The organism is Comamonas koreensis (assembly GCF_021026195.1).
In the GTDB taxonomy this organism is placed as follows: domain Bacteria; phylum Pseudomonadota; class Gammaproteobacteria; order Burkholderiales; family Burkholderiaceae_C; genus Comamonas; species Comamonas koreensis.
In genome coordinates, this window is record NZ_JAJNCT010000030.1 from 68,988 (window position 1) to 94,253 (window position 25,266).

20 protein-coding genes are annotated in these 25,266 nt (G+C 64.0%); 9 read left to right on the forward strand and 11 right to left on the reverse strand.

Going from position 1 to position 25,266, the window contains the following annotated elements; genetic code table 11:
- Positions 1 to 157: 157 nt before the first annotated feature.
- Genes LPW39_RS20935 through LPW39_RS20945 form a run of 3 tightly spaced genes read right to left on the reverse strand, consistent with a single transcriptional unit; the run spans position 158 to position 4,067 of the window.
- A complete protein-coding gene (locus LPW39_RS20935; protein WP_230779705.1) occupies positions 158 to 3,757 on the reverse strand; it encodes an indolepyruvate ferredoxin oxidoreductase family protein in 3,600 nt (1,199 codons plus the stop codon).
- Positions 3,757 to 3,912 (reverse strand): hypothetical protein, encoded by a 156-nt coding sequence (locus tag LPW39_RS20940; protein ID WP_230779708.1) that lies wholly within the window; start codon positions 3,910 to 3,912, stop codon positions 3,757 to 3,759. The genes LPW39_RS20935 and LPW39_RS20940 overlap by 1 nt, the downstream gene beginning before the upstream one ends.
- Positions 3,912 to 4,067, reverse strand: a complete 156-nt coding sequence (locus LPW39_RS20945) for a hypothetical protein (RefSeq protein ID WP_230779711.1) — start codon at positions 4,065 to 4,067, stop codon at positions 3,912 to 3,914. The genes LPW39_RS20940 and LPW39_RS20945 overlap by 1 nt, the downstream gene beginning before the upstream one ends.
- A gap of 213 nt (positions 4,068 to 4,280) precedes the next feature.
- On the opposite strand from LPW39_RS20945, the gene LPW39_RS20950 reads away from it, so the two are divergent.
- Positions 4,281 to 4,778, forward strand: a complete 498-nt coding sequence (locus LPW39_RS20950) for an Lrp/AsnC family transcriptional regulator (RefSeq protein ID WP_230779714.1) — start codon at positions 4,281 to 4,283, stop codon at positions 4,776 to 4,778.
- A gap of 76 nt (positions 4,779 to 4,854) precedes the next feature.
- On the opposite strand, the gene mltA is transcribed toward LPW39_RS20950, so the two are convergent.
- Positions 4,855 to 6,069 carry a murein transglycosylase A gene (gene mltA / locus LPW39_RS20955; RefSeq protein ID WP_230779716.1) on the reverse strand — a complete coding sequence of 405 codons (1,215 nt, stop codon included), beginning with the start codon at positions 6,067 to 6,069 and terminating at the stop codon, positions 4,855 to 4,857.
- Here mltA and LPW39_RS23485 point away from each other — a divergent pair.
- Together LPW39_RS23485 and LPW39_RS20960 are read left to right on the forward strand one after the other, a co-directional pair.
- Positions 6,029 to 6,157: a hypothetical protein gene (locus LPW39_RS23485; RefSeq protein ID WP_269075907.1), complete on the forward strand. Its 129-nt coding sequence runs from the start codon at positions 6,029 to 6,031 to the stop codon at positions 6,155 to 6,157. The genes mltA and LPW39_RS23485 overlap by 41 nt on opposite strands.
- A gap of 151 nt (positions 6,158 to 6,308) precedes the next feature.
- Positions 6,309 to 6,959 (forward strand): OmpA family protein, encoded by a 651-nt coding sequence (locus tag LPW39_RS20960; protein ID WP_133856321.1) that lies wholly within the window; start codon positions 6,309 to 6,311, stop codon positions 6,957 to 6,959.
- Positions 6,960 to 7,040: 81 nt separating this feature from the next.
- On the opposite strand, the gene LPW39_RS20965 is transcribed toward LPW39_RS20960, so the two are convergent.
- From LPW39_RS20965 to LPW39_RS20980, 4 genes are all read right to left on the reverse strand, one after another.
- Positions 7,041 to 7,670, reverse strand: coding sequence for a response regulator transcription factor (locus LPW39_RS20965; RefSeq protein ID WP_021026475.1), 630 nt, complete (start codon positions 7,668 to 7,670; stop codon positions 7,041 to 7,043).
- 10 nt (positions 7,671 to 7,680) lie between these two features.
- Positions 7,681 to 9,717 carry a two-component system sensor histidine kinase NtrB gene (locus tag LPW39_RS20970; protein ID WP_230779719.1) on the reverse strand — a complete coding sequence of 679 codons (2,037 nt, stop codon included), beginning with the start codon at positions 9,715 to 9,717 and terminating at the stop codon, positions 7,681 to 7,683.
- Positions 9,711 to 10,526, reverse strand: coding sequence for a carbon-nitrogen hydrolase family protein (locus tag LPW39_RS20975; RefSeq protein WP_230779722.1), 816 nt, complete (start codon positions 10,524 to 10,526; stop codon positions 9,711 to 9,713). Before LPW39_RS20975 ends, LPW39_RS20970 begins: the two co-directional genes overlap by 7 nt.
- Positions 10,527 to 10,630: 104 nt before the next feature.
- The gene (locus LPW39_RS20980; RefSeq protein WP_230779740.1) at positions 10,631 to 14,782 is read right to left on the reverse strand and encodes a YhdP family protein; all 4,152 of its coding nucleotides are present in this window, start codon (positions 14,780 to 14,782) and stop codon (positions 10,631 to 10,633) included.
- Positions 14,783 to 14,903: 121 nt separating this feature from the next.
- Between LPW39_RS20980 and glnE the strand changes: the two genes are divergently transcribed.
- Positions 14,904 to 17,639, forward strand: a complete 2,736-nt coding sequence (glnE, locus tag LPW39_RS20985; RefSeq protein ID WP_230779754.1) for a bifunctional [glutamate--ammonia ligase]-adenylyl-L-tyrosine phosphorylase/[glutamate--ammonia-ligase] adenylyltransferase — start codon at positions 14,904 to 14,906, stop codon at positions 17,637 to 17,639.
- 419 nt (positions 17,640 to 18,058) lie between these two features.
- Here the strand turns inward: glnE and LPW39_RS20990 are convergent, their stop codons facing one another.
- A complete protein-coding gene (locus LPW39_RS20990) occupies positions 18,059 to 18,682 on the reverse strand; it encodes a glutathione S-transferase family protein (RefSeq protein ID WP_230779757.1) in 624 nt (207 codons plus the stop codon).
- Between the two features lie 157 nt (positions 18,683 to 18,839).
- Between LPW39_RS20990 and purB the strand changes: the two genes are divergently transcribed.
- Both purB and LPW39_RS21000 read left to right on the forward strand, forming a co-directional pair.
- Complete coding sequence (gene purB / locus LPW39_RS20995; RefSeq protein WP_230779761.1) at positions 18,840 to 20,219, forward strand: adenylosuccinate lyase; 1,380 nt, start codon at positions 18,840 to 18,842, stop codon at positions 20,217 to 20,219.
- Positions 20,220 to 20,356: 137 nt separating this feature from the next.
- Positions 20,357 to 20,917, forward strand: coding sequence for a YaeQ family protein (locus tag LPW39_RS21000; protein WP_021026607.1), 561 nt, complete (start codon positions 20,357 to 20,359; stop codon positions 20,915 to 20,917).
- Here LPW39_RS21000 and LPW39_RS21005 read toward each other — a convergent pair.
- Positions 20,901 to 21,329: a DUF3717 domain-containing protein gene (locus tag LPW39_RS21005; RefSeq protein ID WP_230779764.1), complete on the reverse strand. Its 429-nt coding sequence runs from the start codon at positions 21,327 to 21,329 to the stop codon at positions 20,901 to 20,903. The two genes, LPW39_RS21000 and LPW39_RS21005, sit on opposite strands and share 17 nt — an antisense overlap.
- Positions 21,330 to 21,799: 470 nt before the next feature.
- Between LPW39_RS21005 and LPW39_RS21010 the strand changes: the two genes are divergently transcribed.
- The 3 genes from LPW39_RS21010 to LPW39_RS21020 all read left to right on the forward strand — a co-directional run bounded on the left by LPW39_RS21010 (position 21,800) and on the right by LPW39_RS21020 (position 23,532).
- Complete coding sequence (locus LPW39_RS21010; RefSeq protein WP_230779765.1) at positions 21,800 to 22,543, forward strand: TerC family protein; 744 nt, start codon at positions 21,800 to 21,802, stop codon at positions 22,541 to 22,543.
- A gap of 67 nt (positions 22,544 to 22,610) precedes the next feature.
- On the forward strand, positions 22,611 to 23,051 hold the full coding sequence (locus tag LPW39_RS21015) for a hypothetical protein (protein WP_230779768.1): 441 nt from the start codon (positions 22,611 to 22,613) through the stop codon (positions 23,049 to 23,051).
- Positions 23,052 to 23,175: 124 nt separating this feature from the next.
- Entirely contained in the window at positions 23,176 to 23,532 is a 357-nt protein-coding gene (locus tag LPW39_RS21020) for a phage holin family protein (RefSeq protein WP_230779770.1), read from the forward strand.
- On the opposite strand, the gene LPW39_RS21025 is transcribed toward LPW39_RS21020, so the two are convergent.
- Positions 23,500 to 25,173, reverse strand: a complete 1,674-nt coding sequence (locus LPW39_RS21025; RefSeq protein ID WP_230779784.1) for a M48 family metalloprotease — start codon at positions 25,171 to 25,173, stop codon at positions 23,500 to 23,502. The genes LPW39_RS21020 and LPW39_RS21025 overlap by 33 nt on opposite strands.
- Positions 25,174 to 25,266 lie beyond the last annotated feature (93 nt).

Sequence of the window (25,266 nt, forward strand, 5' to 3'; positions counted from 1 at the left end):
TATTTACGCATCAAAAATAGTTAGACACCCGGCTCAGACGCGTTCAGCATGACAAATTTGTCACGCGTTCTCACCGACCACGCTGACAAAAAAGCCGCCTGGCATCGTGCGCAGGCGGCTTGGGTGTGATGGCCTTTGCAGACCACTTTGCTGGGCTTTAGACCCGGGCCGGTTCCGGCTGTGGCGCAACCGGCGCGGCGCCACCCGCATCCGCAGGGGCATGCCAGCGTGCCATCAGTTGCTGCCATTTGGTACGGGCAGCGGCCAGGTGGCGTTCCTTGACATGGCCGTAGCCGCGGATGTCTTCAGGGATGCTGGCGATTTCCACGGCCAGCGCCAGGCGCTCGGCGCTCAGGCCCTGCAGCAGCTCCTCGATGCAAGCGCGGTACTCCTGGATCAGTGCGCGCTCGGTGCGGCGCTCTTCGGTGCGGCCAAAGACATCGAGCGCGCCGCCGCGCAGGCCCTTGAGCCCCGCCAGCACACCGAAGGCCTTGCGCATCCAGCCGCCATAGGCTTTCTTGACCAGCTCACCCTTGTCATTGCGCTTGGCCGTGGTGGGCGGCGCCAGGTGGTGCACGATCTTGTAGTCGCCCTCGAACATGCTGGCAATCTTCTCGCTGAACTCGGCCGTGGTGTGCAGGCGCGCCACCTCGTACTCGTCCTTGTAGGCCATCAGTTTGAACAGATAGCGCGCCACCGCTTGCGACAGACGCGTGCTGCTGCCCAACTTGGCTTCGGCCGCATGCACCTTGTCCACAAAGGCCTGGTAGTCGGCCGCGTAGGCGCTGTCCTGGTAGTCGGTCAGGAAAGCCACGCGTTTGGCCACCAGCTCCTGCAAGGAGGGCTTTTTCACCAGCTGGATCACCTGCTGAGCGGCAAACATGGCCTGCACCTGGGGCAGGTTGGCGGCGCACTGGCGGCCCCACTCAAACGCGGCCTTGTTGTTGTCCACCTGCACGCCGTTCAGTTCCATCGCCCGCATCAGCGCGGCATGGGACAGCGGCACCCGGCCCTTTTGCCAGGCATAGCCCAGGATCAGCGGGTTGGTGTAGATGCTGTCGCCCAGCGCCTGGGTGGCAATGTGCTCGGCATCGAACATGCCCACACCCTCTTGGCCCACGGCCGCCAGGATCGCCGATTCGCAACCTGCCTCGGGGAACTGCCAGTTCGGGTTGTGCACGAAGGCCGCCGTGGGCGCGCCATGGGTGTTGAGCGCCACAAAGGTGCGGCCCTGCTGCATGGCAGCCAAGGTGGTCTTGTTGGCCGCGACGATGGGGTCGCAGCCGATGACCAGGTCGGCCTTGGCCGTGTCCACCTTGGTGGTGTAGATGGCATTGGGCGAGTTGGCGATCTGGATATGGCTCCAGGTCGAGCCGCCCTTTTGCGCCAGACCAGCCGCATCCTGCGTAACCACGCCCTTGCCTTCCAGGTGGGCTGCCATGCCCAGCAAGGAGCCGATGGTGATCACGCCCGTGCCGCCCACACCCGCCACCACAATGCCCCAGGCCTGGGTGGCCACGGGCAGGACGGGATCGGGCAAGGCCGGCAGCTTCGCCATGTCGCCCTTTTTCTCCTTCTTGGCTTTCTTGAGCTGGCCGCCTTCGATGGTGACAAAGCTCGGGCAGAAGCCCTTGACGCAGGAGAAATCCTTGTTGCAGGTGCTTTGGTTGATCTTGCGCTTGCGGCCAAAATCAGTCTCTACCGGCTCCACCGACAGACAGTTGGACTGCACCGAGCAGTCACCGCAGCCTTCGCAGACTGCCTCGTTGATGATGACGGTTTTGGCCGGCGTGGCCAGCGTGCCGCGTTTGCGGCGGCGGCGCTTTTCAGTCGCGCAGGTCTGGTCATAGATAATGGCTGTCGTGCCTTTGATCTCGCGGAACTCGCGCTGGATGCGGTCGAGCTCGTCGCGGTGGTGCACGGTCACACCGGCGCCCAGCTGCACGCCGTCATACTTTTCCGGCTCGTCGCTGACGATGACCAGCTTCTTGACCCCTTCGGACAACAGACTGGTCATGATCTGCAGCACCGAGTGGCCCTCGGGGCGCTCGCCCACGCGCTGGCCACCGGTCATCGCCACCGCGTCGTTGTAGAGCACCTTGTAGGTGATGTTCACGCCCGAGGCAATGCTCTGGCGGATGGCCAGCAGGCCGCTGTGGAAGTAGGTGCCATCGCCCAGGTTCGAGAAGATATGCTGGTCGGTCGTGAAGGGTGCCTGGCCGACCCAGGTCACGCCTTCGCCGCCCATCTGCGTGAAGGTGCTGGTGTTGCGGTCCGGCATCCAGTTGACCATGTAGTGGCAGCCAATACCGGCTACCGCGCGGCTGCCTTCGGGCACGCGGGTGCTGGTGTTGTGCGGGCAGCCGCTGCAGAACCAGGGCAGGCGGTCCACCGACTCCTGCTTGCTGTCCTTCAGACCCTGTTCACGCGCAGCAATCACCTGCAGGCGCGCATCCATGCGGCGCACGATGTCGTCGGGCACGCCCAGTTTCTTCAGGCGCTTGGCCAGCGCCTGCGCAATCAGCGCCGGGGTCAGATCGGCCTTGGGGCGCAGCAACCAGTGGTCACTGGGATTGGGCACCGACCATTCGCCGCCGGAATGGTCGCCATCGGTCTCGTCGAACTTGCCCAGCACATGGGGGCGGACATCGGAGCGCCAGTTGTACAGCTCCTCCTTGAGCTGGTACTCGATCATCTGGCGCTTTTCCTCGACCACCAGAATCTCCTGCAGGCCCATCGCAAAGTCGCGGGTGATGGAGGCCTCCAGCGGCCAGACCACGTTGACCTTGTGCAGGCGGATGCCTAGCTGGCGGCAGGTGTCGTCGTCCAGGCCCAGGTCGATCAGCGCCTGGCGCGTGTCATTGAAGGCCTTGCCGCTGGCGATGATGCCAAAGCGGTCATTGGCGGTGGAGATGACGTTGTAGTTGAGCTTGTTGGCGCGGATATAGGCCAGTGCCGCATACCACTTGTAGTCCATCAGGCGCGCTTCCTGCTCCAGCGGCGCATCGGGCCAGCGGATGTGCAGGCCGCCGGGCGGCATCACAAAGTCATCGGGGGTGATGATGTTGACCCGGTCCGGGTCCACCGAGACGCTGGCCGAGGACTCCACGATCTCCTGGATCGTCTTCATGCCCGACCAGACGCCGGAGAAACGGCTCAGCGCAAAGGCATGCAGGCCCATATCCAGGATGTCCTGCACGCTGGAGGGGAAGAACACCGGCGAGCCCACGGCCTTGAAGATGTGGTCGCTCTGGTGCGCCGCCGTCGAGGACTTGCTGATGTGGTCATCGCCGGCCAGCGCAATCACGCCGCCGTGCTTGGCCGTCCCCGCCATGTTGGCATGCTTGAACACGTCCACGCTGCGGTCCACACCCGGGCCCTTGCCGTACCAGATGCCGAAAACACCGTCGAACTTCTTGCTCTGCGGGTACAGGTCGAGCTGCTGCGTGCCCCAGACGGCGGTGGCGCCCAGCTCTTCGTTGACGCCGGGCTGGAACTCGATGTTGTTTTCCTTGAGGTGTTTCTTGGCCGCCCACAGCGCCTGGTCGTAACCGCCCAGTGGCGATCCCCGGTAGCCGCTGATGAAACCTGCGGTGTTGAGGCCCTGCAAGGCATCGCGCTGGCGCTGCAGCATGGGCAGGCGAACAAGGGCTTGCACCCCGCTCATGAAGGCACGGCCATGGGCCAGTGCGTATTTGTCGTCGAGCGTGACGGTTTCCAGCGCCTTGCGGATGTGGTCAGGCAATGAAGCATTCATCACACACCTCCTTGGCAAACAAGCTCGTCGCCAAATACGCCACGTGCGGCTGCGCCGCCCGCTGCATTATTGTGTTGCAACCCGCGTTGCAGGTTGTCATCGAGCGTGACGGTTTCCAGCGCCTTGCGAACGGACTCGGGTAGTGAAGCGTTCATCACACACCTCCTTGGCAAACAAGCTCGTCGCCAAATACGCCACGTGCGGCTGCGCCGCCCGCTGCATACTTGTGTTGCAACCTGCGTTGCAGGTTGTCCTCAAGCGTGACGGTTTCCAGCGCTTTGCGGACGGACTCGGGGAGTGAGGCATTCATCGTCTTGTCTCCTGGGGAGAGCACCCGGTGGCCGCTTGTGGCAGGTCCGGGATTGTGGGGCGTTATAGGAATCTGGAACCAAGTCCAGCAGCCACGGCAAAACACCCTGGCTTTCATCGATGCAGTGTATGACGGGCAGCGAGAATAAAGTATTCTTTTCCTTGCCGGGGTTTACCTAGTATTTGAAAGAATCTTGCTCAATAATGGCGATAAATGAACCAAATTGACAAATTCGACTGGGCCATCCTCTACGAGCTGCAAAAAAACGCCCGTTTGACGAATGCCGAGCTGGCCCAGCGCGTGGGCCTGTCGGCCGCGCCCTGCTGGCGCCGGGTGCGTGCGCTCGAAGAGGCCGGCTACATCACCGGCTACCACGCGACCCTGGACCGCCACAAGCTCGGCCTGGGCGTGCTGGCCTTTGTGCGCGTCGATGCCGCGCAGAACACGGCAGACATCACCTTGCGCATGGAAGAATCGATCCGCCTGCTGCCCGAGGTCACGTCCTGCCACTACATCAGCGGCGCGGGCACTTTCGAGCTGCAGGTGGTCGCCAAGGACCTGGAGAGCTTCTCCAGCTTTATCCGCAACGTGCTGCTGCACCTGCCCAACGTGAAAGACGTGCACACCACCTTCTCGCTGGGCGAGGTCAAATCCAGCAGCGCCCTGCCGCTGCCGATGACGGTCAACCCCAAGGGCACGCCTTCGCGTTGATCCCTTTCCTATCCGAGTCGCCACCGTGCAAAAAGGCCAGCCTGGGGGCTGGCCTTGGCGGCACCATCTCCGGAGATCAGCGCTTGGCCACGCCCCTGGGCCACAGCACCCACAGGCGCAGCGGCTGCTTGACCCGGCCGGCAAAATCGCCCGCCTCGTGGCCCCAGCCGGCAAAGTAGTCGGCGCGCACGGCACCCAGGATGGCGCTGCCCGTGTCCTGCGCCATCACCAGACGGTTGAGCTGCACCGTGGGCCCGGTGGAAGACAGCCAGACGGGGGTGCCGTAGGGAATGCTGCCCCGGTCCACCGCAATCGATCGGCCCGGGGTCAGCGGCACACCCTGGGCGCCATTGGGGCCAAACTCGGCATCCAGCGGCGACAGTGGCTCTTCCCTGAAGAACACATAGCGCGGGTTGCTCCAGAGCAGCTCATTGACACGGGTCGGGTTGGCGGCAATCCAGGCCTTGATGCCCGGCCAGGTGGCATCGCGCACCAGACCCTGGTCCAGCAGCCACTTGCCAATGCTCTTGTAGGGGTGGTCATTGGTGGCGGCATAGGCCACGCGGATCAGGCGCACCGAGCCATCGGCCTCCTGGATGCGCACCCGGCCCGAGCCCTGGATATGCAGCACCATCGCATCGACGGGGTCGTTGACCCAGGCAATCACCTTGTCCTGCAGCTCGGCCTGCACCTGCGGCAGGGTCTCGATCTGCTGGCGGCTGAACCAGGGCTTGCGCGATCCCAGCGAGGCCGGCGAGCGGTACAGCGGGATCGAATAGCCATTGCCCGGCTGGCGCGTGCCATCGAGCATGGGCTCGAAATAGCTGGTCAGCATGCCGTCGGGGTTGCCGTCGAGCGATTCGACCCGGTAGGGCTGAAAGCGCGACACCATCCAGGCGCGCTGCTCTTCGGTCGAAGCCAGGCTCATGCGCCGCACCTCGGAGCAGAACTGCGCAAAGGGCACGGGCGGGCGGCTGCAGCTCTTGATCCAGGCGTTCCAGGCATCGGCCAGGTTGTCCTGCTCCAGACCGGGCACCGACGACCAGTGCACCGGTATCCAGCGGCTCTTGGCCTGCTGGATCGCCGGGGGCAGCGGCTCGTTGGCATCGGGCGGCAGCACCTCAATGCTGCCCGATACCGGCGGGCGGGTGGTCGGCGAAGACGGCTGGTCCAAAGGGACTTGGCTGGAGCAGGCGGCCAGAATTCCTACAATCGCAGCCATCGACAGCGTACGTAAGGAGCGGGTACCGATGGAACTGATATTGCTGGAAGCGCTATTGGCGTTGGTCATACTGGTGGCGATCGTCTGGTGGACGATGTTTGCCGGTCGCAAAAAAGGGGAAATCGTAAGCAAAGATGAGCAGCCCCCTCGCGACTAGCTTGCGCAGATCGTAGGACATGGCCGCTCATTGCCGTCATTTTTACCATTTTTGAACTTTGTCTCTGGCATTTGGCAGTTCTACTGCCCACAATTTGCATCCACGGCCTGCTCCATTTCAGGGGCGGCCCTTGCATCAGAGGAGTTCAAGCATGCGTAAACAAATTCTAGTCTCTGCCGTTGCCAGTCTGGCCATTCTGAGCGGCTGCGCCAACATGTCCGATACCCAGCGCCAAACCGCCACCGGCGCTGGCGTGGGCGCACTGGGCGGTGCGGCCGTAGGCGCGATTGCCGGCGGCCATGCAGGCTCGGGCGCCGTCATCGGCGCGGGCATCGGCGCGCTGGGCACCTACATCTGGTCGCAGCACATGCAAAAGCAAAAGCAGGAGATGGAGCAGGCCACCCAGGGTACCGGTGTAGTAGTGACCCAGACGCCGGACAACCAGCTCAAGCTCGATATCCCCAGCGACATCTCGTTCCAGACCAACCGCTCGGACATCCAGGGCAACTTCGCCCCCATCCTGGACCGCTTTGCCGAAGGCCTTCGCAACAACCCCAATGCCCAGGTGCGCATCATCGGCCACACCGACAGCACTGGCAACGACGGCATCAACGATCCGCTGTCGCTGGCCCGTGCCGAGAGCGCACGCAACTACCTGACGCAACGCGGCGTGAACGGCGCGCGCATCCAGGTGCAAGGCATGGGCTCGCGCCAGCCGGTTGCCAGCAATGACACGCCCGCCGGCCGCGCGCACAACCGCCGCGTCGAGATCTATGTGGGTGAAGTGCAGCAAGGCCGCTAACACCGGCCTTTGCAGAATGCACAAAGGGCGCCCGTTCAAGGACTGGCGCCCTTTTTGCGGGCCTGCCGCCGGGCGGCGGCCTCAAGAAAGATCACGCAGCAGGTTGGCCAGCTCTACCGCCGATTTGACCTGCATCTTGTCGAACACTCGCGCGCGGTGTACTTCGACCGTGCGCACGCTGATGGTCAGCTCATCGGCAATCAGCTTGTTGGGCAGGCCATCGATCACCAGGCGCATGACGGCCTGCTCGCGGTCCGTCAGCTCAGCCACGCGCTCGCGCACGCCTTGCTGCGAGCGCAGGGTTTCCAGGTAAGCGCTCGATGCCTGCAGCGCATGCTCGATGCGGTCGACCAGCACATTGTCGGAAAACGGCTTTTCGCAAAAATCAAAGGCACCGCGCTTGACGGTGGCCACGGCGGTGGGCACATCGGCATGGCCGGTCAGGAAGATCACCGGCAAGGCAGCGATCACGTCCATCTCGACCAAGCGGTCAAACAGCGCCAGCCCGCTCATGCCGGGCATGCGCACATCCAACAGAGCGCAGGCCGGGTCCACCTGCGGCGGGCGGCTGCGCAGCATGGCCTCAAAGGCTTCGGCCGAGGCAAAGCTCTCGCTCAGCAAGCGGCGCGAGCGCAGCATCCAGGCCAGCGCATCCCGCACCTCGGCATCATCATCGACGATATACACGGTCGCATTCACTAGCGGCTGCATCTCTGAACTTTCAATCGTTGCGCCAGGTTGGCAGGGTAAAACTGAAGATGGTTCCACGGGGCTGGTTGGGCAGGTAGCGCAAATGGCTGCCATGCTGCTCCACGACGGTGCGGCACAGGCTCAGACCCAGCCCCATGCCTTCGTCCTTGGTGGTGAAGAACGGCGTATACAGACGCTCGGCTACCTCCTCCGTGATGCCCTCGCCCACATCGGCCACGACAAACTCCACCCAGGCCCGGCCATCGTCACTGGGCGCCAGCCGCACCAGCATCTGCAGCACCCGGGGGTGCGTGCCGCCATAGTCCATGGCCTGCATGCCGTTGCGGCTGAGGTTGAGCAGCACCTGCTCGACCATGGTCCGGTCACAGAAGACGGCCGGCAAGCCGGGCGCCAGCTCGGTGGCCACATCGACATAGAGTTTACGCGCCTGCAGCCGCACCAAGGGCAATACTGCGTCCATCAACTCGGAGGCCTGCACAAACTCGCGCGACTGGTCGCGCCGGCGCACAAAGCCATGCACGCTCTTGATGACCTTGCCTGCGCGTTCGGCCTGGAAGGCCATGCGCTGCACGGCCATGCGCACATCGGGCAGGTGCTCCTGCACCTCGCCCGGCGAGGCACCATCGGGCAGCAGGTTCATGATGCCCGTCGCATAGCTGGAGATGGCGGCCAGCGGCTGGTTGAGCTCATGGCTCAGCAGCGAGGCCATCTCGCCCACCGTCGCCAGGCGTGCGGTGGCCTGCAGCCGCTCCTGCGAGGCGCGCGAGAGCTCCTCGACCCGGCGCTGCTCGCTCATGTCGACAAAGGCACTCATCCAGCCGGTGTGCATGCCAGCGGCATTGATCAGCGGTGCCTCGAAAATCAGCACCGGAAAGCGCCGGCCTTCCTTGTGCATGAAGGTGGATTCGTAGCCTTCGCGCGGCGGCGGCAGATGGCCCGACAGGCGGATCTGCTGGCGGCGCGCGTATTCGGGCGCCATCTCGGGCGGCCAGTAAGGCGTGGCCTTGCTCGGGTCGAGAATCTCTTCGGCCGAGAACCCCACCATCTCGCAAAACGCCGGGTTCACATAGGTGACCTTGCCATGCAGGTCGCGCGCGCGCAGCCCCGTCACCAGCGAGTCTTCCATCGCCTTGCGAAAGGCCAGCGCATCGCCCAGATCGCGCTCGGCCTTCAGGCGGCGGCGGTTGTCGCGCACCAGCACCACCAGCACGGTGATCAGCGCAATCGACATGCCGGTGACCAGGGCGGTGAGCACATTGGGGAAGACATTGGGCGCTGCATGCCAGCTGTCCACCCGCAGCATCAGCGCCACGCCGGGCAGATCAAGCAGCTGGTTGGAGGTGAACACCCGCGTGCCGCGACGGGGCGTGCTGACAATCGCCAGGCGCGTGCCATCGGTCTCGGTGAAGGACAGCTCATGGTTGCGGCGCAGGTTCTCGCTGACCAGGTCCGACAGCACGTTCTGCAGGATGTAGGTGGCCACGGCAAAGCCGTGCAGTTGGTCGCCGGTGATCACCGGGACACACAGCTCCAGCAGCTCCAACCCCGTGCCATTGCCCTGCGACAGAAAATAGCTGCCCGCATACGAGGCGGCGCCGGTGTTGCGGGCGCGCAGGCAGGCGGTATGGCTCTCGGTGTTCATACCGGTGCGGTCGATGGCCGACCACTGCAGGTTCAGGTAGGGCGACTCCTCACTGGCCTCGATCTGCAGCTGCGGGTTGCGCCACTCGATATGGGCCAGGTCACGCTGGTTGCGCAAGATGGTCGCCGCTGTCGACTGCCAGGCCATGACATCGCTGTCGTAGCGCGGCATGCTGCGCAGGCGGTTGACGTTGTCGTTGAAACGGCTGCGGATGTCGCCGACGGCATCCTGGGCCTCGCGGTCCAGGCGCTGCTGCACCTCGGAGATCTCATAGCGCCCAGCCAGCCAGACCTGGGTAACCAGGGTGCCCGCCACCAGCAGCACCAGCGCCGACCACAGCGACCAGCGCCGCCAGCTTTGGTGCCAGCGCTGCGCCAGGGTCTGCGCCCAATGCGCCATCAGCATACGCGGTGCTGCAAGGCCGGCAGCTGCTGGCGCCAGCGCTGCATCTGCGCCCAGTCCAGATCGGCCAGCACCACACCAGACTCGCTGGCCTGCAGCGCCATCACCTCGCCCCAGGGGTTGATGGCCATGCTGTGGCCCCAGGTACGGCGGCCGTTTTCATGCTGGCCGCCTTGGGCTGCGGCCAGCACATAGGCCAGATTTTCCACCGCCCGCGCGCGCAGCAGCAGCTCCCAGTGCGCCTGGCCCGTCGTGTAGGTAAAGGCGCTGGGCACCAGCATCAGATGCGCGCCGGCCTGTGCATGCAGGCGGTAGAGCTCGGGAAAGCGCAGGTCGTAGCAGATGCTCAAACCAATGCGCCAGCGCTGGCCATCACGGCTGGGCAGGTCAAACTGCGCTGGCGTGTTGCCCGGCGCGATGACCCGGTGCTCGTCATAGGATTCGCGCTCGTTGGCATAGCAAAACAAATGCATCTTGTCATAACGCAGCACGCAGTCACCCTGCGGGTTGTAGACGCAGCTGCTGTTGTAAACATGCTCTGCATCAGGCCCCTGCAGCGGCAGGGTGCCGCCGACGATCCACAGGCCCAGGCTGCGGGCGCTATCAGCGAGGAACTGCTGCATGGGGCCTTCGCCAAAAGGCTCGGCCAGCGCCAGCTTGTCGGTATCGCGCTGGCCCATCAGGCAGAAGTACTCGGGCAGCAGCGCCAGCTCCGCACCAGCGGCCGCCGCCTGCTGCAGCAGTTGCCAGGCCTGTGCGCGGTTGTGCTCCCAGTCTGTGCTGGTCACCATTTGGAGTGCGGCTACTTTCATCGATGCATCCTGCAAGAGAAACTGGCAGCTATTATCCGTAAGCCCCGACCTAGTGCGGCGCTTGCGGATATCACAGGTGACTCAGCGCAGCAGGGGCTGGGCGTTCAATGCGGGGTACCGACAACGCTCGGCTCGGCCTCTTGCCGGCGGTTGAGACGCTTGACCTCGGGCTCCGACCAGGAGCCGCTGACCTCAAACTCCTGGGTCACCGCATCGGTCAACGGCCCCTTGAACAAGGCCTGTGCCAAGAAGGTGCCGATACCGATCACCGGATTGATGGCGGTGGTCACCAGGGCCATGGTGGTGGTGTTCAGCTCGGGGATGACGACCACATGCAGGTCCTGCGTCTCGTCGCGCAGATTGGCACTGCCTTCGAGCAGCACAGCGGCGGTCACGCCCTTCATCTGCAGGTTGGTGGTCGAGGCCACGCCGTCGCTGATTCCCACATCACCGCGCACAAAGTCAAAGCCAAAACCGGCGCTGAACACGTCCTTGAAATCCAGGGTCAGGCGGCGCGGCAAGGCCTGCAGGTTGAGCACCCCGAGCAGCTTGGCCGCACCGGGCTCCACTTTCAGGAACTGGCCCTGGCCGACATCGATGTGCAGCTTGCCATCCATGCTGTTGTAGTCGGGGCTCACGGGGCTGCCCGTCCAGCCGATGCGGCCCTGCACCGAGCCCTTGCCCTGGCGCACCACGCCAGCCATGCCCAGGCGGCCCAGCAAAGCGCCAGTGTCTTTCAGGTCCAGGCGCATTTCCAGCTCGGTGCGGCGCCCGCCAGAGCTGCTGCGCTTGGCGCCCCAATCACCGCTGGCCTGCAGGCTGGCCGCGTCATTCGAGAGCACCATGTTTTTCAGCTGCCACCAGGAGCTGTCGGACTGGCGCTGGTTGACCGCCTGCACCTCCAGCCGCCCCACCGAATGCTGGCGCCAGCGCAAGTCCTCGACCACGACATCCAGCGCCGGCAACTGCCCCGGCTCCTGCTCGGGCGCGTCATCGTGGCTGGCACCGGGCTTGCTGTCGGCGCCGTCCTGGCCCACGCGCAGCTGGCTCAGGCGCGCACGGATGGTGCCCGGGCCTTTGGCCTCTTGCTCGTATTCCAGCTGGCCATCGAGCAGGCTGGAGCTGACCTGGCTGCGCCAGCGCTGACCCGTGCGCGAGCCGCTCAGGTGCAGGTTATGGATGTCGATCCCGCGCACCTGCACGGTGCCCAGGCGAATATCCCAATGGTCTGGCAGGAAAGCCTGATAGGCGTCGCTGGCGGGCAGCGAGGCCGCAGCGCCCTCGGCAGCGGACGCCCGCGCAGGCGGTGCCATGGCCTTGAGGCGCTGGGCCAGCGCCTGCCACTCCTGCACATCAACCTGGGGCAGTTGCACCTCGGCAATCACCCCCTTGGCCGGCAAGGTCAGCGCGCCTGCACCCAAGCGCAGCACGCCGCTGACGACCTTGTCAGGGATGTTGTCATCGGCACTGATATCCCGCACATAGCGCAGCTGCAGGCGGCCACCCACATCCAGCTGCATGTTTTGGCGCACCAACGCAGCGCGCGGGGCATCGGGCACGGTACTGGCAAACTGGGTCGGCCAGACCTCGTCGGCGGCTTTTTTCAGCGGTGGCGGCAGCGCCAGCGCCATGCCGGCCAGATCGCTGCGCACCTCCACCAGCGGCACGCCCTGGCCCATGCTGATGTCCAGTTGGTAGGCGGCCTGGCCTTGGGCCAGTTGCGCCAGCTGCACCACCGGGCCCAGTTCCTTGGCGCGCAACAGGCCATCGGCCGTGGCCACGCCATTGGCCCGCACCTTGAGGCGGGGGCCGTGGTCCGCGCCCGCAGGCAGCCCGCTGACATCCATGCCGCCCGAGAACTTGACCGCGCCGCCCAGCGCCTGGCCCTGCACATCCTGCAGCGCAAAACCATGCTCGGAAAACTGCACTGCCCCGGTGACCTTCTCCACCACCGGCGAATCATCATGGAACTGGATGCGGTTGCCCGCCAGCAGCACCTTGCCATCGACCTTGGAATGGGCCATGTCATGGACCGGCAGGTCCAGCTTGAGCTGCAACTGGGTATCGCCATCGCTCTGGGTCTGCGCCAGCGCGTGCTGGGTCAGCGCATCGATGGCACTGCCACGCACGGTGGCCAGCATATCGGCCAGCGGCCCATTGGCCTGCGCATTGACCAGGACCCGCGTCTCATGAAAGTCCGGAATCTGAGCGCTGGTCTGGTCCACCACGATGCGCGTATTGCCATCCAGAATGCCCTTGGCCTTGTTGACCTGCATGCCATTGCCTTCGAACACCAGTTCGCCCGAGAGGCGGTTGAGCTCGGGCCAGGGCTTTTCGCCCGGGTGCAGGTGCGAGTTGGGTACATAGGCATAGCGCACGTCGCGCACCGGCGCGACGATACGGAACAGGCCGTGGCGCGAATCGGGAAAAGGCACTTCCCAGAGGTCGCCCTGGATCTCGAACTGCACATTGCTGGCCTGGCCGGCCAGCACGGCATCGCGCACATAGTGGCGCGCATCGGGCGGAATATGCAGTGGCAGATAACGGTGCACCTGCGTGCCATCGGCCCGGTCAAGCACACCCTTGAGTTCCAGAATGCCGGGGAAGCGCGATTGCGAGCCGGACTTCTGCGGGTCTGCCGTCTGCCAGGTCCAGCGCGCATGGCCCGCCGCATGGGCATTGGCGAATTCCAGCCGCTCGGACTGCATCTGGATGCGCTCGCCCTGCACCGTCCACTGCAGCTGGGTGCTGGCCGAAGTGATGGGGATCTGCGGGTCTTCAAACACCGACGGCAGGTAGAGCGCACCATCGGCAAAGCTCAGCTTGGCCTGGCCGCCACCGGCCCGCGCATCGATGGCCAGATTCAGCCCGCGCAGGCCCACATGCGGTTGCCCGGCAGCCAGCACCAGGCCACCATGGCTGTCACGCGCTGCATTGGCACGGGGCGCCGCAGCCGGCATGCCGAAGGCCAGCTGCCCTATATCGGCCTTGACCTGCCAGTCCTTCAAACTGTCCATATCACCGCGCCAATGGGCCGATGCACTGCGGACCAGTCCCGCAGGCCGGTTGCTCTGCAGCCATTGGCGGGCGTTGTCAGGGATCGGCAGCAGCCGCGCCAGCTGGGCGAGGGAGGCAATGTCGAGCGACTGGGCGCTGGCTTCGGTCTCGCTGGGCTGCTTGCCCTGGGCATAGACGTGGTTGATGCGTGCGCTGCCGCCGGGCCATTGCTCGCCGTTGGCCGATTCGACCGCCAGGTTCTCCGTCAGCAAGCGAAAGCCGCTGTCATCGGCGGCGCCGCCGATGCGGCCCTGCACCGAGCGCAGCAGCAGCACCGAGCCCTGCGCCGCTTTGTCATCACCGGCAGCGGTGGCCTGGCGGCGCACACCCACATCGCGCAAGGCGACATCGGCGGTGCCATTGCTGAGCTTGCCCCGCGTCACATCCAGCCAGAGGCGTGCCGAGCCCTGGCCTTGCTGCAGACCCACTGCAGGCGGCAGATAGGGCGCCATCGCCGCAGCATTGAGCTGCAGCGCTTCAAGGTACACCTGACCGCTCCAGTGCTTCCAGCTGCCATCGTGCAGCGCCCACAGCGGCTGGTGCATGCGCCCGCGCAGCTCCAGCGCGTCGCCCCAGTCTTCGGGCGGGCGCACGCGCAATTGCCATTCGTGGCGCAGGCCCGGGTTGCGCAGCAGCAGATGCACATCGCTGAAAGTGACGGGGGGCAGGCCGCGCAGCTGGTCATCCCAGATGATGCTGCCGCCTTGGAGCAACACTTCGCGCTGGCGGAACAACCAGTCGCCAGCACTGCCGCTGTCCTTGTTCTGTGATGTCTCCACCAGCACACCCGCCACACGCACGCTGCCATCGGCGGCGCGCTGCACCGTCAGCTGCGGTGCGTTGATGACGATTTGCTCGGCCCGCAGTCGCAAGAGCGACGGCACCGACAACGCGACTTTGATCGTATCGAGGGTAAACCCAGGGGAGCCATCGGCCTGTTCGATGCGCAGGCCCTGCACCGCGATCGCAGGCACCAGACTGTTGTTGCCTTCGGCCTGCAAACGGTCGATGCGCACCGGCATCCCGAGCGCCTGCGATAGCCTAGATTCCACTTGCGGGCGAAAGTCATTGATACGGGGCACAATCCACCAATGCAGCGCCGCCACGGCCATGGCCATCAGCAGCACCAAGCCCAGCAATAATCCCAGCGACCATTGCGCGAGCTTGGCAGCGAGCTTGAGCAATCGGGGCGCGCGCACAGTCAAACGAGTCCAATCAGTAAGGGGAAAGCGAAATTATGACCCGCGGCAAGACCCTCGCTCGCGTTGCATATGTGAGCATTTGAACAGGTCTGCCGCAGGACATTGTCGATAAAGCGCTATGGCACACACGGATATCACGCCCCCGCAGGCCAGCCTGCCTCTGTCTGAGCATTCGCGCTTTGTCCAGCGCCTGCACCGCCGCTACGAGGGTTTGCTGGATCTGCTGCCCAGCGGCCCCCCTACCCATGCCACCATGGCCCCCACCCTGGCGGCGCTGCAGGCCCAAGGCTATGCGCTGGGCGCAGCGCTGCGCATTCTTCGCCAGCTGGTCATGGAGCGGCTGGTGCACCTCGATTGCGACGAGCAAGCGGATCTGCAGACCATCACCAGGGGGGTGACCGAGCTGGCCGAGCTGGCCCTGGATGCCGCCTGCACCGCTGCACGCGCAGAGCTGGACAGCCGCCATGGCGCGCCGCGCGATGCGGATGGCAACCCGGTGCAGCTGTGGGTGATCGGCATGGGCAAGCTGGGCGCGCGCGAGCTCAATGTCTCCAGCGATATCGACCTGATCTATATCTACGAACAAGAGGGCGAGACCCAGGGCCAGCCCGATGGCCGGGGCAAGCTCAGCAACCATGAATACTTCATCCGCGCAATCAAGCTGATCTACCAGCTGATTGGCGAGACCACCGAGCACGGCTTTGTGTTCCGCGTGGACCTGATGCTGCGGCCCAATGGCAACTCGGGCCCGGCCGCCATCTCGGTGGCTGCACTGGAGGACTATCTGCAGACCCATGGCCGCGAGTGGGAGCGCTTTGCCTGGCTTAAGAGCCGCATCGTGGCGCCGCTGGCCGATATTCGCACGCCCAATGTGCAGGCGCTGCGCGGGGCTGTGCTGCCCTTTGTGTTCCGCCGCTATCTGGATTACGCGGTCTTTGATTCGCTGCGCAGCCTGCACCGCCAGATCCGCGAGCATGCGGCCAAGCGCAGCGCGGGCCACCCCGGGCGCGCGAATGACGTCAAGCTCTCGCGCGGCGGTATCCGCGAGATCGAGTTCATCGTGCAACTGCTGCAGGTGGTGCGGGGCGGCCAGTTCCCCGAGCTGCGCTGCCGCGCCACCCTCGAAGCCCTGCCCCGCCTGGAGCGCGCCAACCTGATGGCACCCGAGACCGCACAGGCACTGGCCGAGGCCTATATCTTTCTGCGCAAGGTGGAGCACCGCATCCAGTACCTGGACGACCAGCAAACCCATGTGCTGCCCACGCGCGACGACGACCTGCTGTGGATGGCGCAGACCCTGGGCTATGACGACGAGTGCCGCTTTCTGCACCAGCTCGATGCCCACCGCGAGCTGGTCGCGCAGGAGTTTGACAAGCTGCTGGGCGGCAACGAGGCCTGCAAGAGCGGCCAATGCGGCGGGGCCAAGGGGGCCGCTGCCAGCGCGCCCGAGCTGGAGACCGTGCTGCCCAAGCTGCCCGAAGCGGTGCGCGAACGCGTGCTGCAGTGGCAGCGCAACCCCCGCTACAGCTACCTGAGCGATGCCGGCCGGGGACGCCTGGTCCTGCTGCTGCAGCGCACTGCGCAGTGGCTGAGCCAAGGCCAGGTCAGCGAGATCGCTGCCGTGCGGCTGGCCGACTGGATGGAATCACTGCTGCGCCGCGAGAGCTATCTGGCGATGCTGCAGGAGCGCCCGGCCGTACATGAAAAGCTGATGCACATGCTGGGTGCGGCCAAATGGCCGGCCCGCTATATGCTGCAACACCCCGGCGTGATCGATGAGCTGGCCAGCGATGCGCTGATGCACGAGCGCTTCAACCCGCAGGAGTTTGAGGCCGACCTGGAGCGGCGCCGTGCCGCGCTGCAATCTACAGCAGAAGACGATGACGAGAACCTGCTGAACCTGCTGCGCCGCGCCCACCATGCGGAGACCTTCCGCACCCTGGCACGCGACATCGAGCAGCAGATCACGGTCGAGCAAGTGGCCGATGACCTGTCGGCACTGGCCGATGCCGTGCTGCGCGTGACCACGCGCTGGTGCTGGGGCCGGCTCAAGAGCGCCCACCGCGAGGAGCCGCAGTTCGGCATCATCGGCTACGGCAAGCTCGGCGGCAAAGAGCTGGGCTACGGCAGCGATCTGGACATCGTCTTTGTGTTCGATGACGACGACGAACGTGCGCCCGAGGTCTATTCCGCCTTTGTGCGCAAGCTCATCAGCTGGCTCACCGTCAAGACCGGTGAAGGCGACCTGTTCGAGATCGACACCGCGCTGCGCCCCAACGGCAACTCCGGCCTGCTGGTCACCAGCTTTGAGTCCTACGCCAACTACCAGCAGCAGCGTGGCAGCAACACCGCCTGGACCTGGGAGCACCAGGCGATGACGCGTGCCCGCTTTGTGATGGGCAGCGCCGAGCTGGCAGCGCGTTTTGACGCGGTGCGCGAAGCGGTGATCACCGCCCCGCGCGACGCCGCAGCGCTGCGCAGCGAGATTGCCACCATGCGCGAGCGCGTGCGCAGCGCCCATGCAGTGCCCGCCGGCTTGTTCGACGTCAAGCACAGCGTGGGCGGCATGATGGATGTGGAATTTGCCGTCCAGTACCTGATCTTGCTGCACTCGGCTTGCAATCCCCAATTGCGTCCCAACCTGGGCAACATTACCCTGCTGCGTCTTGCTGAAAATGCTGGTTTGCTGCCCGAGGGTATGGGCGAGGCGACGGCGAATGCCTACCGCGCTTTGCGCCGTGTGCAACATCTGGCCAGGCTGAACGAGGCACCCACCCAGGTGCCGGAGACCGCCTTGTTGGAAGAGCAACACACGGTGCGGGCGCTGTGGAAAACGGTGTTGCAGACCACATAACGCTTGCAGAAAGACCGATGGAACTCGGGAATTCATAAGGGTTTATACTGCATCACTGTCCGTCGCTAGCATTCACTTACGTGCAATTGCATTCAAAACAGTGTACTATCGCAAAATTCAATCCAATTGATTTGACAAATGATAACGGAATGAAACAAATTATTTATTTGTTTACAATACATTTATAGTGACTGGCGGAAACTTAAAACCGCTCCCCTACTCAGTGAACCATGCATAGGCGACCGGCGCAGTTTTTTACGTATCCTTTTTAATGTTGCGAAGTCTTTCAGGCCCTTAGGCATGACTGCAAACCTGAAGTGCTTCTCCTCCCTCCCTCTCTATCATTCACTTCGGGACGCTTCGCAACTTTTTTTATGCCCAGGCCCAGTCAAGACGACTGGGCCTTTTTTTTGTGCGCCTCAGAGTTGAGGCGGTGCCGCGGCAAAGCTGGGGCGGGCTTCCAGCCGCTCCAGCAACTGCGCCAGATTGGGGTGGCGTTCAGCCCAGTCCAGCTCCGGAAAGCGGAAGCGCAGCCAGGCCAGCGCGCAGCCCACAGCGATATCGGCCAGGCTGATGTGGACGCCGCTGCCGGCAAAGTAGGTTTTCTGACCCAGGCCGTTGCTCATCGCCTCCAGGCCCGCCCCTACCTTGCCCAGTTGGCGCTCGACCCAGGCGGAGCTGCGCTGCTCAGCTGTGCGGCCGGCAAAAGCATGTTCCATGCGCGCCAGCACCGCAGCATCCAGCACGCCATCGGCCAGAGCCTCCCAACTGCGCACTTCGGCGCGCTCGCGGCCCAGGCCGGGAATCAGCCGGCCCACCGGCGACAAGGTGTCCAGGTACTCGACAATCACTCGCGAATCGACCAGCACCGAGCCATCGTCCAGCACCAGACAAGGCACCTTGCCCAGCGGGTTGACTGCGGCAATCGTGGACCGGTCGCCCCAGACATCCAGGGTCTCCAGGTGGTAATCCAGTTTTTTCTCGGCCAGCACCACGCGCACCTTGCGCACATAGGGACTGGTCAGGCTTCCTAGCAATTTCATAGCTTCAGGCTCAGGCAGGTGGCGTCCATTCGGTCGGCAAGGCCCTTGCGCCAGCAGGGGGCAGACAAGCCCTTCGGGGCGTTTGCAGCCTTAGATTGTAAATAGGCAAATCCAGACTGCAGATGCGGCAAACGCCCCGCTCCTACAATAGCGGCCCATGAGCCTGTCTTCCCTTACCGCCCTTTCTCCGCTGGATGGCCGCTACGCCTCCAAACTCTCCACCCTGCGCCCGATCATGAGCGAATTCGGCTACATGCATCGCCGTGTACAGGTGGAGATCACCTGGTTCATCGCGCTGTCCGATGCCGGTTTTGCCGAGTTCTCGCCGCTGTCCGAAGGTGCACGCAGCTACCTGCACGGCTTGGTGGACCATTTCAGCGAAGCCGATGCCCAGGCGATCAAGGACATCGAAAAGACCACCAACCACGACGTGAAGGCGGTGGAATACTGGATCAAGAGCAAGTTCGAGGCGCGCCCAGAGCTGCTCAAGGCGGCCGAGTTTGTGCACTTTGCCTGCACCAGTGAAGACATCAACAACACCAGCCATGCGCTGCAGATCCGCGCCGGCCGCGACCAGGTGATCCTGCCGGGCCTGGACCGCGTGGTGCTCAAGCTGCGCGAGATGGCGCACCAGTACGCGGCAGTACCCATGCTCAGCCGCACCCACGGCCAGACCGCCAGCCCCACGACCGTGGGCAAGGAACTGGCCAACGTGGTGGTGCGACTGCAGGGCGCGATGGACCGCATTGCCAACGTCAAGCTGCTGGCCAAGATGAACGGCGCCGTGGGCAACTACAACGCCCACCTGTCGGCCTGGCCCGACTTCGACTGGGAAAGCTTCAGCAAGAACGTCGTGGAAAAGCACGAACCCCAGGGCCTGGGCCTGACCTTCCAGCCCTACTCGATCCAGATCGAGCCGCATGACTACATGGCCGAGCTGTTCGACGGCATCGCCCGCGCCAACACCATCCTGATCGACCTGTCGCGCGACATCTGGGGTTATGTTTCGGTGGGCTACTTCAAGCAGCGCCTGAAGGCCGGTGAAATCGGCTCGTCCACGATGCCGCACAAGGTCAATCCGATCGACTTTGAAAACGCGGAAGGCAACCTGGGCCTGGCCAACGCACTGCTGCGCCACCTGTCGGAGAAGCTGCCGATCAGCCGCTGGCAGCGTGACCTGACCGACTCCACCGTGCTGCGCAATATCGGCGTGGCCACCGGTTATGCCGCGCTGGCCTACACCTCGCTGATGACCGGCCTGAACAAGCTGGAGCTGAACGAGGAACGCCTGGCCGAAGACCTGGACAATGCCTGGGAAGTGCTGGCCGAGCCGATCCAGACCGTCATGCGCCGCTATGGTGTGCAAGGCGCTTACGAGAAGCTCAAGGAAGTCACCCGTGGCAAGACCGTGCGCGCCGAAGACCTGCACCAGCTGATCAACAGCCTGGAGATCCCGCAGGCCGACAAGGAACGCCTGCTGGCCATGACCCCGGCCAGCTACATCGGCAAGGCCACCGAGCTGGCCCAGCGCGTCTAAGCCCCCTAGACCCCAGAGGCCAGGCGTTCCCTGGCCTCTTGTCTTTTCCCTCTCAGCGCCCGGCAGACCGCACAGCGACTGCCGGGCGCGCCGGATTCCCCCCCCGAAGCCCAGGCTTCGTCACCAGACCCTGCCCCATGGCTATCAAATCCACGATCTACAAGGCCAATCTGTCGATTGCCGATATCGACCACAACTACTACGCCGACCACAACCTGACCCTGGCGCGCCACCCCAGCGAAACCGACGAGCGCATGATGGTGCGCCTGGTGGCGCTGGCGCTGAATGCGCACCAGCTGCAGGACCTGTGCAATGGCGACGGCACCCTGGGCTTTGGCGCCGGCCTGTCCGACCCGGACAACCCCGATGTGCACCTGACCGACTTCACCGGCGCCAAGCGCATCTGGATCGAAGTGGGCCAGCCCGAAGAAAAGCCGATCACCAAGGCCTGCAACAAGTCCGACCATATGCTGGTCTACTGCTTCAACCATGCGGCCGAGATCTGGTGGAAGGGGCTGGAAGGCAAGCTCGCGCGCCAGGAAAAGCTCGAAGTGTTCCGCCTGCCAACCGAGGTCTCACAATCGCTGGCCGATCTGGCCGAGCGCAGCATGCAGCTGCAGGCCACCATCCAGGAAGGCCAGCTGACCTTGTCCAGCGACAAGGGCACCGTCTTTGTAGAACCTATTCGCTGGAAGTGATGCCGCCTGCGGAACGCGCACGTTCCGCGTAGCGGTTGAAGCGCCAGGCCGTGCCCTGCACAGTGATGCGCCGCCATACCGCCCGCTTTTGCACAGGCGTGTAGGCCAGCCAGTGCTGCACCTCGTCAAAACTACGGCCGCAGCCCTTGCAGACCGCATCGCCCTGGCTGGTGGAACAGATGGCGATGCAGGGCGTATCCGGTGTGGTCTCCCACCAGGCGAGCCAGGCCTGCATGGCCGTATCCCCCATGTCGCGGGCCGCCACCGCATCCCGGCGCTGGTAGACCAGCAGCGCATAGACCTCGGCCAACGCAGCCACCTGGGGCGACAACGACGCGCCCGGGCCACTGGGCGCGCGCTGGCGCCAGTGGTTGATGGCCGCTTCCAGATCGGTCAGGTGGATGGATTCCATAGCTGCGGGAATGATAGCCCTGCGCGGAACAAACCACCAAACGGCCAGCCCGCATCCACTTGCACACAGCTTGTTATCCACAGGTGTGGGCAAACACAAACATCCGGGAATACTCTGTGCCCTGGCCCGGTCTTTGTAGCCCCAAAGTGCCTTGTTTGTGTTCCAATACGCGCTGACGAAGGGGAGTAGCTCCCGTTGATGCCTTGCCAGCAGCAAGCGCAGAGACATGTAATGCGTCGTCAGTACGAAGCCTCACGGCTTCCGGCGCGTTAGGTTCATGGCCCACATGATCTGAGCAAGACCTTTGAAAACCATGGTGCCGCACCACAGGTCTTCGAAGCTACTGCCCCGGTTGTTGGCCGTTTCAAGCGCCAACGCCGAACAACGTCGCCTCCCTGACTTGTAACGACACCCCACTGGCTGGCCTGTGCATGGTGCATGGGCCGCTTTTTCAAAAATTAGGTGCTTACATGGACTTGGATTTTCTGACGCACGCGCCCTTCTGGATTGCACTGGGCCAAATCATCATCATCGACATCCTGCTCGGCGGGGACAACGCGGTGGTGATTGCACTGGCTTGCCGCAAGCTGCCCCCTGACCTGCGCCGCAAAGGCATCATCTTTGGTACCGCTGGCGCGATCATCTTGCGCGTCATCCTGATCGCGTTCGCGATGTTCCTGCTGGCCCTGCCTTTCCTGAAGTTTGTCGGCGCCATCCTGCTGTTCTGGATCGGTATCAAGCTGCTGGTGCCTGAAGACGAAGACCACGGCAACATCCAGGGCAGTGACCGCCTGTTTGCCGCCATCAAGACCATCATCGTTGCCGACCTGGTGATGAGCGTGGACAACGTGATCGCCATCGCCGGCGCCGCACAGAACGCCGGTGACGAGCACCACATGCTGCTCATCATCCTGGGCCTGCTGATCTCGATCCCGATCATCGTCTGGGGCAGCCAGCTGGTCATCAAGCTGATGGAGCGCTTTCCGATGGTCATCACCGCCGGTGGCATGCTGCTGGGCTGGATTGCAGGTGGCATGCTGGTGTCCGACCCCGTGTTTGCCAACCCGGACAAGTGGACCTGGATGTTCAAGATCGACCAGAGCAAGACCCTGCACTATGCAGCCGCTGCCGCTGGCGCACTGATCGTGCTGGTGCTGGGCAAATGGCTGGCCGGCAAAAAAGCCAAGGAACTCCCGGCGGCCAACGTACACTAAGCCCATACCCGCCCTCTATCACCACCGCTGGCAGCCCCGCGCTGCCAGCCCCACTTAGGCCACTTGGATGAACGTAAAAATAGTCTTTGTAGATGATGCCGCCTTTGCCCTGCAGCGCTTGAACGAGCGCGCAACCATCAACGACGAGCACTGGGTGCTGGTGGCTTGCGCCCCCAAGATCACCCGCAGGGCCAGCCGCTGGGGCAATCGCAGCACCCTCGAAAAGTGGCGTAACAAGTGGGCCAAAAACCTGTTTGAGGGCCTGATCCCGCAAAGCACCCAGTTACAGCGTGCCCGCGTCTCGACCCATATCTCGGAAGTGAGCGTTCAGCAAATGACCGCCCAACTGCATGCCGAGTACCCCGAGGCCGAAGTGCTGGACTGGCGCCGCCCCAAGGCCATCTCCGAGCCGCCATCAGCCGACTTTGTGCCACGCCCTGCCAAGCTGGCCGGCTCGTTGCTGGGCATTCTGGGTATCTGCTTCAGCTTGGTGCTTGACGGCGCGTAAGCCATCAATCCACCACCCCACATCAAGCGCCTTCGGGCGCTTTTTTCGTATTGGGACAAGCCCGCCACCAATCATGGGATGGCGGCCTATACACAGCACGCCTGCCATCCGCTATGCTGGAGCCATGAAACTCATCCTCAAATGGCTGCTCTCCGCAGTCGCCCTGCTCTGTGTCGCCTACCTTTACAGTGGCGTGGAAGTGCGCAGCTTTGGCGCGGCATTGATTGCAGCGCTGCTTATAGGGCTGTGCAATGCCATCGTGCGCCCGGTGCTGATCGTGCTGACGCTTCCCGTCACCATCCTGACCTTGGGCCTGTTCATCTTTGTCATCAACGCGCTGATGTTCTGGGCCGCTTCCGGCATCGCAGGCAGCGGCTTTGTGGTGCACGGATTTTGGGCAGCGCTGATCGGCTCTGTGCTCTACTCCATCATCAGCCTGGTCATCGAATCACTTACGGGCCGCCTGCTCCTTGGCAAGTAATTGCATCTCGCGCAAGCGGGTGTCGATGATCGAGGCCTCGTAATAGTCGTTGCGGTTTGGGCTGTTGCGCGCCATGTCCTGCCCGGCGCGCAGGCGGTCGACCGCTGCTGCATAGTCATACTGGGCAGCCCGGCTCTCGGCCTCAGCACGGATGGAGCGCAGCGGCTGGTTCTGCTGGCGCAACACCCATGACAGCGCAAGCCAGGCCCCCGCATCCTTGGGCCACTGCACCACCAGGGTCTGCAGGCGGCTGCTGGTCTGGCGCAATACCCCTTCATAGGCCGTCAAACCCGTGGCAGGCAGCTGCGCCAAGGCTTGCGCAGCCAATACCAGCTCGGGCCGATCACTGCTCTGGCCTGCATCATCTCCCACCACGGCCTTGACCTCCGGCAGCAGCACATCGCGGCTGCTGTCCTGGATGCCCAGCGACTTGTCCGAGCCCTGTGTGATCACCGCTTCGTTGACCAGGCCAGTCATCGCATTGCTGACCGTCACCGAGGTGCTACCCGCCTTGCTGGCTGCGGGCTTGAGCGGCTGGATCTTGGCCAGTGCCGCCAACGCATCCTGCGGCTGGCGGTTCCGCAATGCCAGATCGGCGCGCAACAACTGCGCCTGGCGCATCGCATCGGGGTGGGCCTGTACGGTGGCATCCAGCTGGTCCAGCGCAGTCAAAGCTTCAGCATGGCGCCCCAGCTGGTTTTGGGACATGGCGGCCAGATACCAGACACCTGCCCGCTGATCCAGTGAGCGGCTGGCAAAATCGGCCGCCGTGGTCAATTGCACCCATTGGTGCAATACCTGGGGCTCAGGCTTGGACAGCATGCGCGCCCGGGCCGACATCATCTGCGCCACCATGCCCGTGTCCTGCGGTTTGCGTGCAGCACCGGCGGGCAAGCGCGACTGCATGTCGGCAATGCGCTCGGTCGTCAGCGGGTGGGTGCGCAAGTAGGGCCAGCTGCCGTTGTCGTTCATGCGGTTGGCTTGCTGCAGCTTCTCAAACATGCTGACAAAACCTGCTTGCGAGTAGCCGGCTGGCGGCATCAGACTCATGCCGGTACGGTCCGCCTCGCGCTCCATATCGCGTGAGAAGTTCAGTTGCGACTGGATGGCCGCGGCCGAGCTGCCCACCATCAGCGCCTGGGCTGCAGCCGGGTTCTTGCTAGCAGCCAACGCGCCCAAAATCATGCCAGCAATCATCACCGGCGTCATGCGCGACTGGCGGGCCAGCATGCGCGCAATATGGCGCTGGGTGATATGGCTCATCTCGTGGGCCAACACAGAAGCCAGCTCATCGCGGCTGCCGACAACCCCCACCAGACCGGTCTGCACGCCCATAAAACCGCCCGGCAGCGCAAAGGCATTCACGGTCGCATCCTGGATCAGCATCACCTGCCAGGCAAAACGTTCCTGCAGCTCAGACGTCAAGGTGCCGCGCTGCCGCGCTGCCAGCATCAGCTCCTGCCAGATGCCGTTAACGTACTCATACAGAATCGCATCATCCAGAAACTGCGGATCGCGGTAAATCTCGCGCGCAATGTCATCCCCCAGACGCCGCTCTTCGCTGGTGGTCATCTCGGCGCCCTCACCCATCGCCGGCAAACTGGTGTCGGCCCGCGCCTGCAGGGGGGCCAGGGCGGCCATTGCCGCCATATGGGCCGCGAGCAAGGCACATGCTGTGCGTTTAAAAAACCATGTATTCATTCAAAATTCCGTGCGGCAGCAGATACTGAATCT